Consider the following 18925-nt stretch of genomic DNA (forward strand, 5'->3'; position numbering starts at 1 on the left):
TTCATTTCTCGCCCGCCGAGGTCCGGGCGCCCGACGACCGGCCGGCCCCATCTGCCGACCGGCCCCGCCTGCCGACCGGCCCCACCTATCGGGCCGGCACCGGGGAGCGCCGGAAGGGGGCCGCTGGAAGGGGAGCGTCAGCATGGTCGAGTGGGTCGCCCTCGGCACCGGTCCGAGGCCGGTGCCGCAGCCCTTCACCACGCCGTTGATATGGGCCGGCGCCTTCGGCGGCGCGCTGACGGTGGTGGTCCTGTCCCACACGGTCGTGGGCCCGGACCGCCCCGAACTCACGCTGGCGGCCCTGTCCCTGCTCGCCGCCATCCTCGGCGTGTGCGCGCGGTTCACCGCGGCCCCCGGCACGACGGCCCTGCGCCGGCTGTTCCTCAACGGCTTCGCGATACCGCCCGTCGGCAGCCTCACCTGGACCGGCTCCAGGGACACGCTCTGGCTCAGCTGCCTGCTCGCGGCCACCGTCGCCGGTACGACCGCCGCCCGCCTGACCCACGCCCGCGCGGCCTACCGCCGCCTCACGGCGTAACCCGGAACGGAAGATCACGGCCACCAGCGCCGCATCCACCACTCACCCGCTCGCCCACCCGTCCACCCAGCCCGTCCAGCCCGTCCAGCCCGTCCAGCCCGTCCAGCCATTAAAGAACGTTCGTTCTTGACCGATCGTTCTTCAATCCCGTACGGTCATGGACATGGGACGACCACGCGCCTTCGACACCGATCAGGCCGTCCGTACCGCAGCCACCCTCTTCGCCACCCACGGCTACGAGGGCACTTCGGTCGACGACCTGGTCACCGCCACCGGCATCCACCGGGGCAGCCTGTACAAGGTCTTCGGCTCCAAACGAAGCCTGCATCTGACCGCTCTCCGCACGCACCTCGACCACGAGATCCACCCGGCCGCCGCGGCCATCGCCACGCTCACCGACCCCGAACAGGCCCTGGCCGCGGCGATCGCGTCGTACGACAACGGTCCGGCAGCCGGGCTCCTGCTCCTCTCCGCCGCCGAACGCGCACCCCATGACCCGGACGTCGCCGCGCTGGTCGCGGAAGGGATCACGGCGCTGGAGGACGCCCTGCGCCCCTCCCACGGTGACAACGCCCCTCAGCTCACCTCCACCGTCCTCGGCACCCGTCTGCGGCTGCGAGCCCAGCCGACCCCCTCCAAGGAGCACTGACATGGCCCTGATCTCCATCGACCGCGAACGAGGCCTGCTGACCGCCGAGTTCCAGGGCCTCGACAAGCTCTGGACATTCAGCAGCCGCCTGGAGATCCCCCTCGCCCACATACGCGGTGCCACGCACGACCCCGGTATCGCCCGCGAACCCAAGGGCGTCAAGGTCGGCGGCACGCACTTTCCCGGACTGATCACCGCAGGCCGCTTCCGCCGCGACGGTGAACGGCTGTTCTGGGACGTGAAGAACCCGGACAAGGCGATCGTCATCCAGCTCGCCGACGCCGAGCACTACGACCGGCTCGTCCTCGAAGTCGACGACCCCCGGGCCACCGTCCACCTCATAGAACAGGCCGTCGCACGCGGCTGAACGGCACAGGAACCAGCAGCGTGTCCGCCGGTCGGTGCATCGGCCTCGGCCGACGTGGCGGCATCTTCCGGTTCGCCCACAGGTACGGCGTCGCGGTGTGGTTCCGCATCGCTGGCCGCCCCGGCGCGAAGCTCAAGCAACTCGTGCGCACGGGAATCGTCAAGCACCTGTCCAATGAGGCGCGCAAGCCCGGTTCGTACAACCTGCACCACGTCCCAGGAAGCCCCGACCGCCGACAACTCCTGCGGGGTGGCCCGCCGTGACGCCGGCCGCCCCGCAGGCAAGACACACCGGTCGGGCCTGGTCATGCGCATGGAGCTCAGTCATGACGATGAGCACACAGGCCTACGAAAAGATGACGAAGACCACTCCGAAGACCGTCCCGAAGGCTCCCAGGACGGTCGCCATCACGCCGACAGCCTTGAATGTGCCCGGAACCCTGTCATCGCCCGGGGCCAAGCTGACGGGCGACACCGCCAGTCGGTCCCGGAAACCGCGGTGATTCGTGGTCAGCGCCAGACCGAAGGCGAGACAGACCAGCCCAAGGAGCAGCGGAACAACGGACATGAAGAACAACCTTTGCGGAGCCAGAGCCGGAGCCGGAGCCTTTCACATCGCTTCCGGGCCCCGAACAGCTCGCCCTCATCGCCGCCATCCCCTGCGCTCCGACCAGGTTGTCGGCTCCACGACCCGCCCTTGACCGTCGGACGGCAGCTATCCCATCGGGTCCGGCTTCCAGTCTTGGACGAGGAGCCCGAGCAGCACCTCGTCCATGAACTCGCCCATCACCCAGGCCGAGGAACGCAGCACGCCCTCGCGGACGAAGCCGTTGCGCTCGGCGGAGCGCAACATCGCGGCGTTGTCCGACAGCGTCTCGATCTGCAGCCGCTGCAGGCCGCGTACGACGAAGCCGTAGTGGCACAGCACCGCGACCACGTCGGTGCCGTAGCCCTTGCCGCGCGAGGACGGCAGCAGCCCCAGCCCGATGTGCGCGGACCGGTTGTGGTTGTCGATGCCCCACAGCGCCGCGGTGCCGACCAGCGTGCCGCCGTCCAGCTCCACCACGGAGAACGGGACGCGCCCCTGCTCCTTGTCGTCCACGACGAGCCGCGCGTCCTTCGAGCCGGGCGTGATCGGCCGCCACGGCCCGCCTTCGGCCCGCGAGGCGTTGGCCACGTCGTCGTAGAGCTCGGCCCGCAGGACCGGGATGTCCTCCTCGTGCCGGGCCCTCAGCCCGACCTTGCCACTCCTCAGCATTCAAGCTTCCTATCGGACCGGGCCGGCCTGCGGCAAACGAATGAGGAGGCCGGCCCGGGTGGTGCAGCGGCGGCGATGGGCGAGGGCAGCGGCGATACCGACGAGGGCCGGGAAGTACTCGGCTCTGCGCTCGTAGCTCCTGTTCGTGCGGCGGCGGCAGCCATCGAGCCGGGGCAGTGGGCCCGAGGGACTCAGTGGAGGCAGAGACAGAACGGATGACCGGCCGGGTCCGCGTAGATCCGCCAGTTGGCCCCCGGGCGGATCCGGTCCGTCCGCTCCAGCACGGTCGCACCGAGGGCGAGCGCCCGCTCCTCCTCCCCGTCGAGGTCATCCACGTCGAAGTCCAGGTGGAGTTGCTGCGGGCGCTCCTGGTCGGGCCAGGCGGGCGGTCGGTAGCCGTCAACCCGCTGGCAGGCCAGCGGAATTCCTTCAAAACCGTGCACCTCGACCCAGTCGGGCTCATCAGGGTCCGCGATCACCCTGCCACCGAGCAGTTCCGCGTAGAACTCGGCGAGCCGTACCGGATCAGCGCAGTCCAGCGCGACCGCCTGCAGCTTTCGGATCACTTCCGACACCCTTCGCTCTTCAGCCGATTGCGCGACGCCCCGTACGGGAGAGGTCGTACCCACCGCCGCAGCGGGCATGCACGGTAGGCATGCGCAGCGGGCATGCGCAGCGGCACGCCGGACCACCACCGGTGTTTTACCCAGAAGGGAAGCGGCAGCGGGATCCGCCATCCACTACGCGAACGTCGCCCGCTCACTCCTCGAACCGGGCTCCCGGAGACTTCCGCCCCCTTGCACGCCGCCCACCCCACCTTCCCGACGAACAGCGGCGGCGACTGCGCCGGCTGCGGCTGCGGCTGCGGCTGCGGCTGCGGCTGCGGCTGCGGCTGCGGCTGCGGCTGCAGGACCTGCACCACGGTCAGGTGTCGCTCATGCCGCACCCGGCGCCGGCCTCGCCATCGGATCCGAGCGGCTCGGTCACAGCTCCATCTCGATCACGTCGGACACGTATTCGCATCTGCTCGGCGGAGTTGGGCGGGATGCCGCGGACCGCGCCTCAGCTCTCGTGCCGCGCGCCAGGAAGACGGCGCCGCTCGGACCAGCAGCGGGCCAGCGTGACCACTCGGTGACCACCCCGGCTACGGATTCAGCCGCCGATCAGGCCCCGGAAAAGACGGAACCCCCGTCTGACCAGGTCAGCGGGGGTCACGACCCCGAGGGGTCCGGTGGGCCCTGTGGGACTCGAACCCACAACCAATGGATTAAAAGTCCACTGCTCTGCCAATTGAGCTAAGGGCCCCAGGCGATGTTGCCTCCACGAGCATAGCGGGACGTGGACGCGTCGTTGATCGGGTATCGGTGCGACAGACCCGGACGTGTCCCCTCCGCATGCGGCAGGGCCCGCACGACGGATGTCGTACGGGCCCTGTCACGTCATTCCGGTGTGCCGGGATCAGCCGTTGCGCTTCCAGCGCGGCTTGTCCTCGCGGCGGCCGAAGGAGCCACCGCCGCGGTGCTCGTCACGACGGCCGTACGGGCGGTCGTGGGAGGCGCCGGAGCGGAAGCCGGGGCGCTCGCCCTGGCGGTCGCGGTTGACCGGACGGTCGCTGCCACGGTGGCCGGTGCGCTCACCGCGCTCACCCCGGTCGTCACGGCGGAAGCCGGGACGGTCACCACCGCGGTCACGGTCGCGGTTGAAGCCGCCACGGTCGTCACGGCGCTCGAACGGACGGCCACCACGGTCGCCGTCACGGCGGTCGTCACGACGCTCGAACGGACGGCCACCACGGTCACCGCCGCGGCTGTCGCCCCGGCTGTCGTCCCGGCTGTCGTCCCGGCGGAAACCACCACGGTCACCACCGCGGTCACGGTCACGGTCGCGGTTGAAGCCACCGCGGTCGTCACGACGCTCGAACGGACGGCCACCACGGTCACCGCCGCGGCTGTCGCCCCGGCTGTCGTCCCGGCGGAAACCACCACGGTCACCACCGCGGTCACGGTCACGGTCGCGGTTGAAGCCACCGCGGTCGTCACGACGCTCGAACGGACGGCCACCACGGTCGCCACCGCGGTCACCCCGGTCGTCACGACGGAAGCCGTCGCGGCGGTCGGAGCGCTCGGTGTCGCGTGCGGTCTGCTGCTCCGGCAGCGAGACCTCGGCCTGGGCCGACGCCTCGGTGGCCGCCTCGGCCACTGCCGCCTCCGGGTCCTCGCCCCGCTCGCGGGCGGCCCTGGCGACCAGCCGGTCCGCCTCCTCCCGCAGTTCGGAGGCCCGGCGCTGCGCCCGCTCCAGTTCCTTGGTGAGCTGGGCGGCCTCGCGCTCGGCCTGCTGGGCCGCCTTGCCCGCCGACTCGGCCTGGACCTCGGTCATCGACCGGGCGCCGGTGATCTCGGCGAGCTCCGGGTCGAAGGCCGCACCGCCCTGGATGATGTGACGCGTGGCGTCCACGCCCGCGTCCTCCATCAGCCGGAAGATCTGGCGCCGCTGGTGCGGCAGGGACAGCGACACGACGGTGCCGGTGCGGCCGGCCCGCGCCGTACGGCCGGCCCGGTGCAGGTAGTCCTTGTGGTCGCCGGCCGGGTCCACGTTCAGCACCAGGTCGATGCCGTCGACGTGGATACCGCGCGCGGCGACGTCCGTGGCGACCAGGACGTTGACGTAGCCGTCCTTGAAGTCGGCCAGCGTCCGCGTCCGCGCGCCCTGCGTCATGCCGCCGTGCAGCGCGTCGGCCTTGGCGCCCGCCTCGCGCAGCTGGTCGGCGATCCGGTCCGCGCCCAGCTGGGTACGGACGAAGATGATGGTGCGGCCCTTGCGGGAGGCGATGGCCGCGGTGACCGGTGCCTTGTCCTTCGGCTTCACGACCAGGATGTGGTGCGACATCGTCGTGACGGCGCCCTGGGCGGCGTCGACCTCGTGGTGGACCGGGTCCTTCAGGTACCGGTCGACGAGCGTCTTGATCTCGTTCTCCATGGTCGCGGAGAACAGCATCCGCTGACCGCCCGCCGGGATCTGGTCGAGCAGCTCGGTGACCTCGGGCAGGAAGCCCAGGTCCGACATCTGGTCGGCCTCGTCGAGGACGGCGATCTGCACGTTCTCCAGGGAGCACGCGCCGCGGTTGATGATGTCGCGCAGGCGGCCGGGGGTGGCGACCAGGACGTCGACACCGCGCTCGAGGGCGTAGATCTGGTTGCCCATGGAGGTACCGCCGCAGACGACCTTCATCTTCAGCCCGAGGACATCCCCGTACGGCTGGAGCGCGTCGGCCACCTGCATGGCGAGCTCACGCGTCGGCGTCAGGATGAGGGCGCGCGGCTTGTGCTTCTCGGTCCGGCCGCCGGCCAGCGTGGTCAGCGTCGACAGACCGAAGGCGAGGGTCTTGCCGGAGCCGGTGCGGCCGCGGCCGAGGATGTCCTTGCCGTTCAGGGCGTCCGGGATGGTCGCCGCCTGGATCGGGAAGGGGCTGGTCACGCCGTTCTGCGTGAGCTTGCGCACGACGCCCTCGGGCAGGCCGAGGGAGGCGAAGGTGAGCTCGGGGGTGCTGTCCGCGCTGTCACCGTCTTCGGTGACGTCGTCGATGACGTCGTCGGTGACGTCGTCGGTGACGTCGTCGGTGACGTCGACATCGGTGGCGACGTCGATGGTGTCGATGTCGTCGGTGATGACGTCCGCGACATCGGTGACGATGTCAGCGGTGACTGTTGCGGTGGTGATGGTGTCGGCGTCCTCGGTGTTCTCGGGCACGACGACATGATCAGTACTGGCGATGGGCATACGAATGCGAAACCTTCCGGAGTCTCTTCGGCACGCGCCCGTCAACTCCGTGATTCGCAATTCGCAATATGACCGCCTCGATGCGGTCCACCACGGTAAGGGGAGAGTACGCGCCACACGGCGCGCTCTGCAGTGGCGCCGGGCAAATAGGATCAAACGATCTGCCACCATACGCACCCTGTACCCCCAAAAGCAAACCGGGAGCTCACAGCGGTGGCACGAGGCACTGAAGTAGGTTATCAGACCGGAGCCCCCGCCTCCGGCGCGGGCTCCCGGTGCACCAGTTGGGTCTCCGGCGGCTCGTGTGCCGACGAGGACGGCTCCGCGGCCGTCGGCTCCGGCGGGACCGAGGGCTCCGGCGGCACCTGTGTGGGCTCCGGATCCACTGGCCGGGTGGGCTCCGGCGGTTCCGGCCGGCTGTCAGGGGTCGGTCCCGCCGGCTCACCCGGCCCGCCGTCGTCCGGCGCCGGCCCGCTCGCCCCCGGGGAGGGCGACGCTCCGGCGGCGGGCGAGGCTCCCGCCCCGCCCTTCTTCCGCTCACCCTGCTCGCCCTTCTTGCCGCCGCCCTCACGGTGCTCTCTCCCGCCCTCGGCCGCCGCGGCACCATGACCGCCCTTGTCGCCCGGCGCCTCGGGCCCCCCGTCGGGCCCCCCGCCCTCCGAACGCTCCGCGGAATGCGACGGCTCGGCCCCGGCCGGCCCCTCCCCACCGACGCTCATACAGCCGGCGGCAGCGGCGGCGGCCAGGACGGTGGCGGCCAGGCGGACGGATACGTACAAGGGGCGCACGAGGCCACCTCCGGTCGGGACACTGGGTCGGACTGCCCAACTCCCACCGCCCGCAAGAGGACACGCCGTCAGCACACCGGTGACAAGCCGGTGACCTATCCGTAGCCGAGTGCGTGCAGTCGGGCGTCGTCGATCCCGAAGTGATGCGCGATCTCGTGCACCACGGTGATCTCCGCCTCGGCGACGACGTCCTCCCGGGATTCGCACATCCGCAGGGTCGGCCCCCGGTAGATGGTGATCCGGTCCGGCAGTACCCCCGCGTACCACTCGCCACGCTCGGTCAGCGGGGTCCCCTCGTACAGCCCCAGCAGCTCGGGATCGTCCGCCGGCGGCTCGTCCTCGACGAACACCGCGACGTTGTCCATCAGCCGCGTCAGCTCCGGCGGGATCCGGTCGAGCGCCTCGGCGACCAGTTCCTCGAACTCCCCACGCGTCATCTCCAGCACAGGGCCATTGTCGGCCATGACCCATCCGTACGAGTCCCGTCGAGCACCCCGCATATCCGGCGCGCCGTATGGGCATACGGGATCAATGGCACGCGTCCCCTCCGCAGTCAGGAACCTCCGACACCGCCTCCGAAGGGTCCCGCGAGCCCTCACCCGCCGTCACCACTCCCGCCGCCCCGCCGCCCCGGCCACCACGGCCGTCGCCGGCACACTCACCGCCCGGCCGTCCCGGCCCTGGAAGCGCGTCGCCGGACTCTTCGCCGTCGTCCTGCTGGGCGCCTGGCTCGGCCTGCTGATCGTGGGCAATGTGCGCGTCCCGGTCGGCCCCATGGACACGACCATGACCCTGCGCCCGTCCCTCACGGGCGGCACGAAGATCAACGTGTCCCCCCTGGGCGCCCTCGAACTCGACAGCCACCACGCCCCCGTCCGCCTCGACGTGAACGTCGACCAGCTGGACCCCGCCCGCTCCCAGGCCCTCGTGGACCACCCCGAGCGCCTCTCCGGACTCCAGGACGAAGTCACCCAGGACATCGCCCGCGGCACCGCCGACCTCGCCGTGCGCTCCGTCGTCGCCGTCGTCACCGGCGCCACCGCTCTCGGTCTCGCCGTCTATCGCCGCCCGCGCCGGGCGCTGGCCGCGGGCGGTCTCGCCCTCACCCTTCTGGCCGCGTCCGGCGGTACCGCTTACGCCACCTGGAACCCGGACTCCGTCCTCGAACCGAGGTTCTCCGGGCTGCTCTCCTCGGCGCCCTCCCTGGTCGGCAACGCCCGCAGCATCGTCACGGAGTTCGACGTCTACCAGAAGGAGCTGGCCCGCCTGGTCACCAACGTGACGAAGCTCTACGACGCCACCTCCACACTCCCCGTCTACCAGCCCGACCCGTCCACCCTCCGGGTCCTGCACGTCTCCGACATCCACCTCAACCCCGCGAGCTGGGCGATCATCGCCTCGCTCGTCAAGCAGTACCGGGTGGACGTCATCGTCGACACCGGCGACACCATGGACCACGGCACCGCCGCCGAGAACGGCTTCCTCGACCCCATCGAGGACCTCGGCGCCCCCTACGTCTGGGTCCGCGGCAACCACGACTCGCCCGTCACCCAGCGCTATCTCGAAGGCCTCGAGAACGTCCACGTCCTGGACGACGGCCGGGCCAGAACCGTCGCGGGCCTGCGCTTCGCCGGCATCGGCGACCCTCAGTTCACCCCGGACCGCTCCAAGAAGCCCGGCGCCGAACAGTCCCAGGAACTCGCGGGCGCCCGCCTGGCCTCCGCCCTGCGGGACCAGCGGGCCGCCGGCACCCCGGTCGATGTGGCGCTCGCCCATGAACCGTCGGCGGCCCGCGAGGTCGACGGCACGGTACCCCTCGTCCTGGCCGGGCACGTCCACCGCCAGAAGACCGAGGTCATGAAGTACGGCACCCGGCTCCGCATCGAGGGCTCCACCGGCGGCAGCGGCCTGCGCGCGATCGAGGGCGACCACCCCGACCCGATCGAGACCTCGATCCTCTACTTCGACCGTGACACCCGCCGTCTCCAGGCCTGGGACTCGATCAGACTGGGCGGCCTGGGCCTGACCACGGCAGAGGTCAGCCGGCACCTCCCGGAGGAGAACCAGCCGGGCGCGTCCCCGTCCGGCTCCCCGTCCGGTTCACCCACAGGATCGCCCGCTGACTCCCCTTCCGGCTCCCCCTCCCCGCCGTCGCCCCCGCCGCCCACACGGCTCCCCTCTCCCACCCCCTCGGCACCCACCCCGTAAACCGTTTTGGCGATCCCTCCCGGCATCACATATGCTTCGGACGTCCCCGACGCGCTGCGAAGCGCCCAGGCGGGCCGATAGCCCTCATCGTCTAGCGGCCTAGGACGCCGCCCTTTCAAGGCGGTAGCACGGGTTCGAATCCCGTTGGGGGCACGCACCACCCTGTGCGACACTGTCGTACGAAGCTTGGTCCTGTGGAGCAGTTTGGAGTGCTCGCCACCCTGTCAAGGTGGAGGCCGCGGGTTCAAATCCCGTCAGGACCGCTGAGGTTTCACGTGAAACCTCGTGGCTGGGTAGCTCAGTTGGTACGAGCGATCGCCTGAAAAGCGATAGGTCGCCGGTTCGACCCCGGCCCCAGCCACAACGCACACCCCCTCCGGGTTCCGGAGGGGGTGTTCTTGTGCACTCACCGGTCCTGGCGGCTCGAAGTGCGGCGAGGGCCGGGCGTGCGGGCCAAAACCGTTCGCCACAGAATTCTCGAGAATGAGATCCTGGTTCCCGTATGTCCACGCACCCTGCCTCCGCCCCCTCCTCCGGCGCCCTCTCCACCGGCGCCCCTTCCTCCGACACCCCCTCATCCGGCGCCCCTTCCTTCGGCGCTCTCGCCTCTCGCCTGACCAAGCTCTCGTTGCGCGACACGCAGCGGCTCGGGCGCAGGCTCGAGGGCGCACGCAGGATCCGTAAGCCGGAGGCCAAGGCCACCGTGCTCGGTGAGATCGAGGCGGAGGTCGCCAAGGCCGAGGAGCGGATGGCCGGGCGGCGGGCACGGGTACCGGCGATCACGTATCCGGAGCAGTTGCCGGTCAGCCAGAAGAAGGACGCGATCGCCGAGGCCATCCGCGATCACCAGGTGGTGATCGTCGCGGGTGAGACGGGTTCCGGCAAGACCACGCAGATCCCGAAGATCTGCATGGAGCTGGGCCGGGGCGTCCGCGGGATGATCGGGCACACCCAGCCCCGCCGGATCGCCGCCCGCACGGTCGCGGAGCGGGTCGCGGAGGAGCTGGACACCCCCCTCGGGGAGGCCGTCGGCTGGAAGGTGCGGTTCACCGACCAGGTGAGTCCGGACGCCACCTTCGTGAAGCTGATGACCGACGGCATTCTGCTCGCCGAGATCCAGACGGACCGCGAGCTGCTCGCCTACGACACGATCATCATCGACGAGGCCCACGAGCGGTCGCTGAACATCGACTTCCTGCTGGGCTATCTCGCCCGGCTGCTGCCCAGGCGCCCGGACCTGAAGGTCGTCATCACCTCGGCGACCATCGACCCGGAGCGGTTCTCCCGGCACTTCGACGACGCGCCGATCATCGAGGTCAGTGGTCGTACGTATCCCGTCGAGGTGCGGTACCGGCCGCTGCTCGAGGAGGACTCCGAGGACGCCGACCGCGATCAGATCACCGCGATCACCGACGCGGTCGAGGAGCTGATGGCCGAGGGGCCCGGCGACATCCTGGTCTTCCTGTCCGGCGAGCGGGAGATCCGGGACACGGCGGACGCGCTGACGAAGAAGGCGCTCCCCCGCACCGAGGTGCTGCCGCTCTACGCGCGGCTCTCGCACGCCGAGCAGCACCGTGTCTTCCAGCAGCACAGCGGCCGCAGGATCGTTCTGGCGACCAACGTCGCGGAGACGTCACTGACGGTGCCGGGCATCAAGTACGTCATCGACCCCGGGTTCGCGCGGATCTCCCGCTACAGCCACCGCACCAAGGTGCAGCGGCTGCCGATCGAGGCGGTGTCGCAGGCCAGCGCCAACCAGCGCAAGGGCCGCTGCGGGCGTACGTCGGACGGCATCTGCATCCGGCTGTACAGCGAGGACGACTTCGTCGCCCGCCCGGAGTTCACGGACGCGGAGATCCTTCGTACCAACCTGGCGTCGGTCATCCTGCAGATGACGGCGGCGGGCCTCGGCGAGATCGAGAAGTTCCCCTTCATCGACCCGCCGGACCACCGGAACATCCGTGACGGCGTGCAGCTGCTCCAGGAGCTCAACGCCCTCGATCCGGCGCAGAAGGACCCCCGCAAGCGGCTGACGGAGACCGGGCGGAAGCTGGCCCAGTTGCCGGTCGACCCGCGGCTGGCGCGCATGGTGCTGGAGGCGGACCGCAACGGCTGTGTCCGCGAGGTCATGGTGATCGCGGCGGCGCTGTCCATCCAGGACCCGCGCGAGCGGCCGGCCGACAAGCAGACCCAGGCGGACCAGCAGCACGCCCGGTTCCGGGACGAGACCAGCGACTTCCTCGCCTACCTCAACCTGTGGCGCTACGTGCGGGAGCAGCAGAAGGAGCGCGGCTCGTCGTCCTTCAGGCGCATGTGCAAGCAGGAGTACCTGAACTTCCTGCGGATCCGTGAGTGGCAGGACATCTACACGCAGCTGCGCACGGTCGCCAAGCAGATGGGCATCCACCTCAACGAGGAGGACGCCCCCGGCGACCGCATCCACGTCTCCCTCCTCTCGGGCCTGCTCTCCCACATCGGGATGAAGGACGTGGAGGAGTCGAAGGACTCCGTTCAGGCCGGGCGCAAGGACGGGAACGGTCGCAAGGACGGCGGCGGGCGCGGCGAGTACGTGGGCGCGCGCAACGCCAAGTTCGCGATCTTCCCGGGTTCGGCACTGTTCAAGAAGCAGCCGCGGTTCGTGATGTCGGCGGAGCTCGTCGAGACGTCCCGGCTGTGGGCGCGGGTCAACGCGAAGGTCGAGCCGGAGTGGGTCGAACCGCTCGCCGAGCACCTGCTGAAGCGCACGTACAGCGAGCCGCACTGGGAGAAGGACCAGGCCGCGGTGATGGCGTACGAGAAGGTCACGCTGTACGGCGTACCGATCGTCGCCCAGCGGAAGGTGAACTACGGCCGGATCGACGCCGAGGTGTCGCGTGAGCTGTTCATCCGCAACGCGCTGGTCGAGGGCGACTGGCGCACGCACCACAAGTTCTTCGCGGACAACCGCAGGCTGCTCACCGAGGTCGAGGAGCTGGAGCACCGGGCACGGCGGCGGAACATCCTGGTCGACGACGAGACCCTGTTCGACTTCTACGACCAGCGGGTGCCCGACCATGTCGTGTCGGGGGCGCACTTCGACTCGTGGTGGAAGCACGAACGGCACGAGCAGCCGGACCTCCTCGACTTCGAGCGCGAGATGCTCATCCGCGAGTCGGCCGAGGCCGTCACCAAGGCCGACTATCCGGACTCCTGGCGGCAGGGTGCCCTCACGTTCCGGGTGACGTACCAGTTCGAGCCGGGTGCGGACGCCGACGGGGTGACGGTCCATGTGCCGCTGCAGGTGCTGAACCAGGTCACGGACGAGAGCTTCGACTGGCAGATCCCGGGCCTGCGGGAGGAGGTCGTCACGGAGCTGATCCGTTCCCTCCCCAAGCCGATCCGCCGCAACTACGTGCCGGCGCCGAACTACGCGAAAACGTTCCTGGAGCGGGCGGTGCCTCTCCAGGAGCCGCTGACCACGACGATGGCCCGCGAACTGAAACGCATGGTCGGGGTGCCGTTCGACGCGGACGACTTCGACTGGTCCAAGGTCCCCGACCATTTGAAGATCACCTTCCGGATCGTCGACGAGCGGCGCCGGAAGATCGCCGAGGACAAGGATCTGGAAGCGCTCCGGCTCCGGCTGAAGCCGAAGGCCCGCCAGGCGCTCTCCCAGGCGGCGGCCGCCACGGCCCAGCGCGAGGGCGGCGAGTCACTGGAGCGGACGGGTCTGACCGACTGGACCGTCGGCGCGCTGACCCGTGTCTTCGAGACACGGCGGGCCGGTCAGCCGGTGAAGGCGTTCCCCGCACTGGTCGACGACGGCGACACCGTCTCCGTACGCCTCTTCGACACGGAGACGGAGCAGCAGCCGGCGATGTGGAAGGGCACGCGCCGCCTGATCCTGCGCAATATCCCGGTGAACCCTGCGAAGTTCGCATCCGAGAAGTTGACGAACCCCCAGAAGCTCGCCCTGTCGGCGAATCCGCACGGTTCCATCCAGGCGCTGTTCGACGACTGCGCGATGGCGGCGGCGGACCGGCTGATCGCGGACTTCGGCGGGCCCGTGTGGGACGAGGAGTCGTACCGCAAGCTGTACGAGAAGGTGCGCGCCGAGATCGTCGACACGACCGTCCGCGCGGTGGGCCAGGTACAGCAGGTACTGGCCGCCTGGCAGGCGTGCGAACGGCGCCTGAAGGGCGCACGAAGCCCCGCGCTGCAGGCCAATCTCCAGGACGTACGCGGGCAGCTGGACGCCCTGGTGAAGCCGGGGTTCGTGACGGAGACGGGGCTGCGCCGGCTGCCGGACCTGATGCGGTACCTGGTGGCCGTGGACCGCCGCCTCCAGCAGATGCCGGCGAACGTCCAGCGGGACACGGCCCGCATGGAGAAGGTCCACGAGATGCGGGACGAGTACGCCTGGCTGCTGGAACAGCTGCCCCAGGGACAGCCCGTGCCGCAGCGGGTGCTGGACATCCGCTGGATGATCGAGGAGCTCCGGGTCAGCTATTTCGCCCATGCGCTGGGCACCGCGTACCCGGTCTCGGACAAGCGGATCGTGAAGGCGATCGACGCCGCCGCCCCGTGACAGGCACGCCACGCAGAGTGAGCTCGACCAGCGGGCCGCGGCTCCTGTACAGTCTCTTTTCGCAGCGCAAGGCAACAATCGCACTGCGAAACTCCCCCAGCACCCTAAAGGCCTGGGAGGGGCTCCAGGTCCTGTGGAGCAGTTTGGAGTGCTCGCCACCCTGTCAAGGTGGAGGCCGCGGGTTCAAATCCCGTCAGGACCGCACGATTGGAAGGGCCCCGTCATCACGACGGGGCCCTTCCCCATTCCCCGCGCCAAGGGGGACGGGCACCGGACCGCGCCCGCGGCGACAGCCGCCCTCGGACACAGCACATCCCGTCAGGACCGCATGACCGGAGGGGCCCCGTCATCACGACGGGGCCCCTCCGCATTCCCCGCGCCAAGGGGGACGGGCACCGGACCTCGCCCGCGGCGACAGCCGCCGTCGGACACAGCACATCCCGCCAGCAGGGCCCCACCCTCGCGTGAGGCCCTACCCGCGTCCCCGGCCTGCCCCCTCCCCCGCAACCCTGTCGCCGGGGAGGCCGCGCCCGCCCCAGCAGTGGGACCCGTCTCATACGTCCCGCACCCCCCTCCCCGTACCCGCGACCCTGCCCCACTGCCGATATCCGCCACCCAACGCCCCTCACCGGCCGACTGAGGGCCTTTCAGGTGGTCCTGAGGGTTCGGGAGGCCCTCGCTCCGCTTCGTGCGCCCCTGCGGCCCTCCGGCGGGAGCCCGGACGGCTTGACGGAGCGGGATTCCCTGGGTACCTCAGAGAGCAGGGCCGCCCTCGGCGCGGCCACGGGAGGTGGCACATGCCGGCACCGGCCAGGCACGAGACACAGGCGTTGCTCCGCGCACACCTGTCGGCCGCCTCGTCGTTCGGGCATGCCACCCGGCACTGCCCGGTCTGCCACCGCCTGTTGCGGCTGGCCATGGACTCCGCTCCCCCCGCCACCACCGAGCACACCGAGCGGCCCCCGCGCCCCGCCGACCCCTTACGTCCGGCCGAGTCCACGGAGCGCCCCCCGGAGCGCGTCGAAGGCGAGGGCGCCCCCACCGCCTAGCCCAGCCGCCCCAACCCCCCAGCCTCCTGGCCTCGCAACCGAGTTGCCCCTCATCGCACCCAACGCCCGCCGCCCTAGCGCATATGCCGGTGGCCCAACAAGACGACCGGGATGTGACGGGTGTCACCGTGTGAGTTTCGGGAAGTCCGGTACCTACCCACCCCCTGCAACAAGTCAATTTAATATGTGCAATTGCACCACCCTCGGAGGCCCGCACAAACCTCCGCACAGGCGACCTCACAGGCACCCCCGAAGCCGGACGAGCCCGCGCAGGGAACCCCGTAGGGAACCCGCACGGGGCCCGCACGGAACCCGCACGGGCCCCGTGGGTACCGCACCGGCACACCACCGGGGGCGCACCGCACAAAAAAATCGCGCTGGACTCGGCGGAGTCCAGCGCGATCGACGACGCACCCGGTTCAGCTGCCGGGAAAGCTCTGATCGGCTTGGGCGAGGGGCCTGTTGGGGCAGTCCCCACGTCGTGTGGAGCTAGGGGCCCGAACACCTCGGCGAGTTGGGGGACCAGCCGGTTTGTCCGGGTTATTCAGTTGTTCAGGCCTCGCTGCGCTGCTGCGGAATGCCCGCGAGCAGGGCGCGGACCTCGGCTTCGCGGTAACGGCGATGCCCGCCGAGCGTGCGGATCGACGTGAGCTTGCCGGCCTTCGCCCAACGCGTGACCGTCTTCGGGTCCACGCGGAACATGGTGGCGACCTCAGCCGGGGTCAGCAGCGGCTCGGCATCAGGGGTGCGAGCGGTCATGAGCGGCCTCCTCGGGAGAACCGAACCTTCTCGGTTCTTTCCTCTAAATTCTGCACCTTGACCCGCGTTGCCCGAAATGGCGGACGCGAGTCGAGTCGGTTATAGGACGAACGGCTTGTCCTCGGCACTACAACTACACCATCCGTCCAGCCGCGTCGGCCAAACCGATGGAATTGCCCTCCCAGGTGTTCATCAGCCGCGGAAGCCGATGGACCATGCCATAGCGGACAGTCACGCGCTTGTGACGATCAGTCACAGGCGCGATCAGGAGGCACTGGTCCCCCCAAAGCAGGCAATGCTGAGATTCCGCCCATAGTCGAGCACAGCAGGACGGAGGAGTCCTCCCCGGACTCCTTGTCCTATTTTGGCACGAGGGGGGGCAAGGGGCGCAAGGGCCGCGTACGTGCGGTCCGTCACCCTTGACCGGCTTGGGGCATACGCCCGGATAGGCTCGTACGTCCGCTGTCCGGTCCAGGCTGACGAAACCTCAGGGCGACGACAAAACCCCAAGAAGGGCGTTTGGTCAAACGCCAGTTCGTTACCGCGGCCGGAACGGCCGACCGGGCCCTTCCCGAGCCCCACCGGAACATCGGCCGGGCCCCGACCCTCCGCGGCCGGCCGTCAGTTGGCCGACCGCAGGTCCCGGACCGAGCGCCAGCGCTCCACCAGCCGCCCGTACGCCTCCCCCGCGGTCTCCCCGTCGCCGCGGCGCAGCGCCGCGATCCCCTCGGCCACATCCGCCGCGGAGTGGTCGTCCTCCAGCGCGCCGGCCGGCAGGGCGTGCACCAGGCCGCCGTAATCCAGTTCGACCAGTGACCGCGGATGGAACTCCTCCAGCCAGCGCCCCACGTCCACCAGACCGTCGATCAGCGGCCCCTCGTCCATGGCGGTCCTCAGGGCCCGCAGCCCGCGCGCCACCCGACGGCGCGCCTCGACCATGGGAGTGCGGTACCGCAGAACGGGGGCCTCGCCGGTGGAGCTCGTGGAGCCGACGGAACCGGGTGCGCCCCGGGCGCCCTCCTCGTACTCGCGTTCCTCGTCCGAGACCAGCACGAACCAGTTGATCGGCACCTGCCAGGTCGCGGTGCGGATCCACGGCCGTGCGTCGGGGTGGGCCGTCAGCCAGCGCTCGTAGTCCTCGGCGGCCTGGCGCCGTACGAACGGGGGCAGGAGCGCGTCCAGGACCGGCAGGGGGAACTCCTCGGCGAGCTCTCCCAGTGCCTGCCAGCCGCGCAGCCGGGTGCGCCAGGGGCAGACGCAGACCACGCCGTCGATCTCCAGCACGAACGCGTCCTCGCTCTCCCGCACCGGGACCGGGACCGGTGGCGTCGGCACGACGTCGGCCAGGGCCAGGCGGAGTTCGTCCTGGTAGGAGGGGAGGTCGGGGCGGCGGGCATAACGGGCCCAGTGACCGCGCTCCGGCTCGGGGAAGGCGGTCAGTGGTTCGTACACGCGCAGGTAGGCCGCGTAGGGGACGATCACCGAGGAGACCTTGGGCACGCCTGCTCCCTCCCCCGCGCACCGGCGCGAAAACCTGCGGGTCCGCCCACGGGCGCCCGGGCGGCGAACGGACGGCGAACGGACGGCACGGACATACGGGCGATCCCGGCGAATCGTCGCACGGCGCTCCCGCGCGGAAAGCCGCGCGGGGGTGATCCTGGACACGTTGCCGCCCCCGTGGGCGGCAGGCTCTAACCTCGTGCTCACAGCCTCCGCCACCGCCCCCACAGCCACAAGCGCGGGGGAGTTTCGGGAACTGTGTCCACCCGCCGCTACTTACTCAGGAGTCACCACCGTGACCGACGTATCTGACGGCGTCCTGCACACCCTGTTCCGTTCGGAGCAGGGCGGTCACGAGCAAGTCGTGCTCTGCCAGGACCGTGCCAGTGGCCTCAAGGCCGTCATCGCCCTCCACTCCACCGCCCTGGGCCCCGCCCTCGGCGGCACGCGCTTCTACCCGTACGCGACCGAGGAGGAGGCCGTCGCCGACGCGCTGAACCTCGCGCGCGGAATGTCGTACAAGAACGCCATGGCCGGCCTCGACCACGGCGGCGGCAAGGCCGTGATCATCGGCGACCCCGGGACGGACAAGACCGAGGAGCTGCTGCTCGCCTACGGCCGGTTCGTCGCCTCACTGGGCGGCCGGTACGTCACCGCCTGCGACGTCGGCACCTATGTCGCCGACATGGACGTCGTGGCCCGCGAGTGCCGCTGGACCACCGGCCGCTCCCCCGAGAACGGCGGCGCCGGCGACTCGTCCGTCCTCACCGCGTTCGGCGTCTACCAGGGAATGCGGGCCTCGGCCCAGCACCTGTGGGGCGACCCCTCGCTGCGCGGCCGCAGGATCGGTGTGGCGGGCGTCGGCAAGGTCGGCCACCACCTGGTCGGTCACCTGCGCAAGGAGGGGGCCGAGGTCGTGATCACCGACGTGCGCGAGGACGCCGTACGACGGGTCCTGGACCGGCACCCGCAGGGCGTCACGGCCGTCGCCGACACCGAGGCGCTGATCCGCACCGAGGGCCTGGACGTGTACGCCCCGTGCGCACTGGGCGGCGCGCTGAACGACGACAGCGTGCCGGTGCTGACCGCCGCGGTGGTCTGCGGCGCCGCCAACAACCAGCTCGCCCACCCGGGTGTCGAGAAGGACCTCGCCGACCGCGGGATCCTCTACGCGCCCGACTACGTGGTGAACGCCGGCGGTGTCATCCAGGTCGCCGACGAGCTGCACGGCTTCGACTTCGACCGGTGCAGGGCGAAGGCGGCGAAGATCTTCGACACCACGCTCGCCATATTCGCACGTGCGAAGTCGGACGGGATTCCGCCGGCCGCGGCGGCCGACCGGATCGCCGAACAGCGGATGGCGGAGGCGCGCGCTTCACGCTGAACCCCGCACGGAAGCCGTACCGGAGCGCACGGCCCCTGTACCGGGCCCTGTACGGGGGCCGTACAAGGGCTGTACGGGGGCC

At 70.4% G+C, this 18925-nt stretch carries 16 protein-coding genes and 5 tRNA genes; 12 read left to right on the forward strand and 9 right to left on the reverse strand.

Annotation, left to right across the window (positions count from 1 at the left end; translation table 11 throughout):
• The first annotated feature begins 142 nt into the window (after positions 1-142).
• From V4Y04_RS17595 to V4Y04_RS17610, 4 genes are all read left to right on the forward strand, one after another.
• Positions 143-538, forward strand: a complete 396-nt coding sequence (locus V4Y04_RS17595; protein WP_332429106.1) for a hypothetical protein — start codon at positions 143-145, stop codon at positions 536-538.
• Between the two features lie 163 nt (positions 539-701).
• On the forward strand, positions 702-1187 hold the full coding sequence (locus V4Y04_RS17600) for a TetR/AcrR family transcriptional regulator (protein ID WP_332429107.1): 486 nt from the start codon (positions 702-704) through the stop codon (positions 1185-1187).
• A 1-nt stretch (position 1188) separates the two neighbouring features.
• A complete protein-coding gene (locus tag V4Y04_RS17605; protein ID WP_332429108.1) occupies positions 1189-1554 on the forward strand; it encodes a hypothetical protein in 366 nt (121 codons plus the stop codon).
• 20 nt (positions 1555-1574) lie between these two features.
• Positions 1575-1817 (forward strand): hypothetical protein, encoded by a 243-nt coding sequence (locus tag V4Y04_RS17610; protein WP_332429110.1) that lies wholly within the window; start codon positions 1575-1577, stop codon positions 1815-1817.
• 82 nt (positions 1818-1899) lie between these two features.
• Here V4Y04_RS17610 and V4Y04_RS17615 read toward each other — a convergent pair whose 3' ends face one another.
• The 7 genes from V4Y04_RS17615 to V4Y04_RS17645 all read right to left on the reverse strand — a co-directional run bounded on the left by V4Y04_RS17615 (position 1900) and on the right by V4Y04_RS17645 (position 7822).
• The gene (locus V4Y04_RS17615; RefSeq protein ID WP_332429111.1) at positions 1900-2121 is read right to left on the reverse strand and encodes a hypothetical protein; all 222 of its coding nucleotides are present in this window, start codon (positions 2119-2121) and stop codon (positions 1900-1902) included.
• Between the two features lie 147 nt (positions 2122-2268).
• The gene (locus V4Y04_RS17620) at positions 2269-2811 is read right to left on the reverse strand and encodes a GNAT family N-acetyltransferase (protein WP_332429112.1); all 543 of its coding nucleotides are present in this window, start codon (positions 2809-2811) and stop codon (positions 2269-2271) included.
• A 191-nt stretch (positions 2812-3002) separates the two neighbouring features.
• The gene (locus V4Y04_RS17625; RefSeq protein ID WP_332429113.1) at positions 3003-3377 is read right to left on the reverse strand and encodes a VOC family protein; all 375 of its coding nucleotides are present in this window, start codon (positions 3375-3377) and stop codon (positions 3003-3005) included.
• Between the two features lie 666 nt (positions 3378-4043).
• Positions 4044-4116: transfer RNA gene (locus tag V4Y04_RS17630), tRNA-Lys, on the reverse strand.
• Positions 4117-4269: 153 nt separating this feature from the next.
• A complete protein-coding gene (locus tag V4Y04_RS17635) occupies positions 4270-6588 on the reverse strand; it encodes a DEAD/DEAH box helicase (protein ID WP_332429115.1) in 2319 nt (772 codons plus the stop codon).
• 239 nt (positions 6589-6827) lie between these two features.
• Positions 6828-7376 carry a hypothetical protein gene (locus tag V4Y04_RS17640; protein ID WP_332429116.1) on the reverse strand — a complete coding sequence of 183 codons (549 nt, stop codon included), beginning with the start codon at positions 7374-7376 and terminating at the stop codon, positions 6828-6830.
• 95 nt (positions 7377-7471) lie between these two features.
• A complete protein-coding gene (locus V4Y04_RS17645; RefSeq protein WP_055593280.1) occupies positions 7472-7822 on the reverse strand; it encodes a metallopeptidase family protein in 351 nt (116 codons plus the stop codon).
• A gap of 85 nt (positions 7823-7907) precedes the next feature.
• On the opposite strand from V4Y04_RS17645, the gene V4Y04_RS17650 reads away from it, so the two are divergent.
• The 7 genes from V4Y04_RS17650 to V4Y04_RS17680 all read left to right on the forward strand — a co-directional run bounded on the left by V4Y04_RS17650 (position 7908) and on the right by V4Y04_RS17680 (position 15200).
• A complete protein-coding gene (locus V4Y04_RS17650) occupies positions 7908-9584 on the forward strand; it encodes a metallophosphoesterase family protein (protein ID WP_332429117.1) in 1677 nt (558 codons plus the stop codon).
• Positions 9585-9664: 80 nt separating this feature from the next.
• Positions 9665-9737: transfer RNA gene (locus V4Y04_RS17655), tRNA-Glu, on the forward strand.
• A 35-nt stretch (positions 9738-9772) separates the two neighbouring features.
• Positions 9773-9847, forward strand: a tRNA-Asp gene (locus tag V4Y04_RS17660).
• Between the two features lie 24 nt (positions 9848-9871).
• Positions 9872-9945: transfer RNA gene (locus V4Y04_RS17665), tRNA-Phe, on the forward strand.
• Positions 9946-10086: 141 nt separating this feature from the next.
• On the forward strand, positions 10087-14151 hold the full coding sequence (gene hrpA, locus V4Y04_RS17670; protein ID WP_332429118.1) for an ATP-dependent RNA helicase HrpA: 4065 nt from the start codon (positions 10087-10089) through the stop codon (positions 14149-14151).
• Between the two features lie 127 nt (positions 14152-14278).
• Positions 14279-14353 (forward strand) — tRNA-Asp (locus V4Y04_RS17675).
• Between the two features lie 595 nt (positions 14354-14948).
• The gene (locus tag V4Y04_RS17680) at positions 14949-15200 is read left to right on the forward strand and encodes a DUF6274 family protein (protein ID WP_332429119.1); all 252 of its coding nucleotides are present in this window, start codon (positions 14949-14951) and stop codon (positions 15198-15200) included.
• A 552-nt stretch (positions 15201-15752) separates the two neighbouring features.
• Here the strand turns inward: V4Y04_RS17680 and bldC are convergent.
• Both bldC and V4Y04_RS17690 read right to left on the reverse strand, forming a co-directional pair.
• Positions 15753-15959 carry a developmental transcriptional regulator BldC gene (gene bldC, locus V4Y04_RS17685; RefSeq protein ID WP_003949541.1) on the reverse strand — a complete coding sequence of 69 codons (207 nt, stop codon included), beginning with the start codon at positions 15957-15959 and terminating at the stop codon, positions 15753-15755.
• Positions 15960-16580: 621 nt separating this feature from the next.
• Positions 16581-17459: a hypothetical protein gene (locus V4Y04_RS17690; RefSeq protein ID WP_332429120.1), complete on the reverse strand. Its 879-nt coding sequence runs from the start codon at positions 17457-17459 to the stop codon at positions 16581-16583.
• A 295-nt stretch (positions 17460-17754) separates the two neighbouring features.
• Between V4Y04_RS17690 and V4Y04_RS17695 the strand changes: the two genes are divergently transcribed.
• Positions 17755-18843 carry a Leu/Phe/Val dehydrogenase gene (locus tag V4Y04_RS17695; RefSeq protein ID WP_332429122.1) on the forward strand — a complete coding sequence of 363 codons (1089 nt, stop codon included), beginning with the start codon at positions 17755-17757 and terminating at the stop codon, positions 18841-18843.
• Positions 18844-18925 lie beyond the last annotated feature (82 nt).

This window comes from Streptomyces sp. P9-A2 (assembly GCF_036634175.1).
Classification (GTDB): Bacteria; Actinomycetota; Actinomycetes; order Streptomycetales; family Streptomycetaceae; genus Streptomyces; species Streptomyces pratens.

Excerpts from the sequence above, each read along its gene's own strand:
- V4Y04_RS17595 (WP_332429106.1), top strand. The coding sequence starts at position 143 with ATGGTCGAGTGGGTCGCCCTCGGCACCGGTCCGAGGCCGGTGCCGCAG.
- V4Y04_RS17600 (WP_332429107.1), top strand. The coding sequence starts at position 702 with ATGGGACGACCACGCGCCTTCGACACCGATCAGGCCGTCCGTACCGCA.
- V4Y04_RS17605 (WP_332429108.1), top strand. The coding sequence starts at position 1,189 with ATGGCCCTGATCTCCATCGACCGCGAACGAGGCCTGCTGACCGCCGAG.
- V4Y04_RS17615 (WP_332429111.1), bottom strand. The coding sequence starts at position 2,121 with ATGTCCGTTGTTCCGCTGCTCCTTGGGCTGGTCTGTCTCGCCTTCGGT.
- V4Y04_RS17620 (WP_332429112.1), bottom strand. The coding sequence starts at position 2,811 with ATGCTGAGGAGTGGCAAGGTCGGGCTGAGGGCCCGGCACGAGGAGGAC.
- V4Y04_RS17635 (WP_332429115.1), bottom strand. The coding sequence starts at position 6,588 with ATGCCCATCGCCAGTACTGATCATGTCGTCGTGCCCGAGAACACCGAG.
- V4Y04_RS17650 (WP_332429117.1), top strand. The coding sequence starts at position 7,908 with ATGGCACGCGTCCCCTCCGCAGTCAGGAACCTCCGACACCGCCTCCGA.
- hrpA (WP_332429118.1), top strand. The coding sequence starts at position 10,087 with ATGTCCACGCACCCTGCCTCCGCCCCCTCCTCCGGCGCCCTCTCCACC.
- V4Y04_RS17680 (WP_332429119.1), top strand. The coding sequence starts at position 14,949 with ATGCCGGCACCGGCCAGGCACGAGACACAGGCGTTGCTCCGCGCACAC.
- bldC (WP_003949541.1), bottom strand. The coding sequence starts at position 15,959 with ATGACCGCTCGCACCCCTGATGCCGAGCCGCTGCTGACCCCGGCTGAG.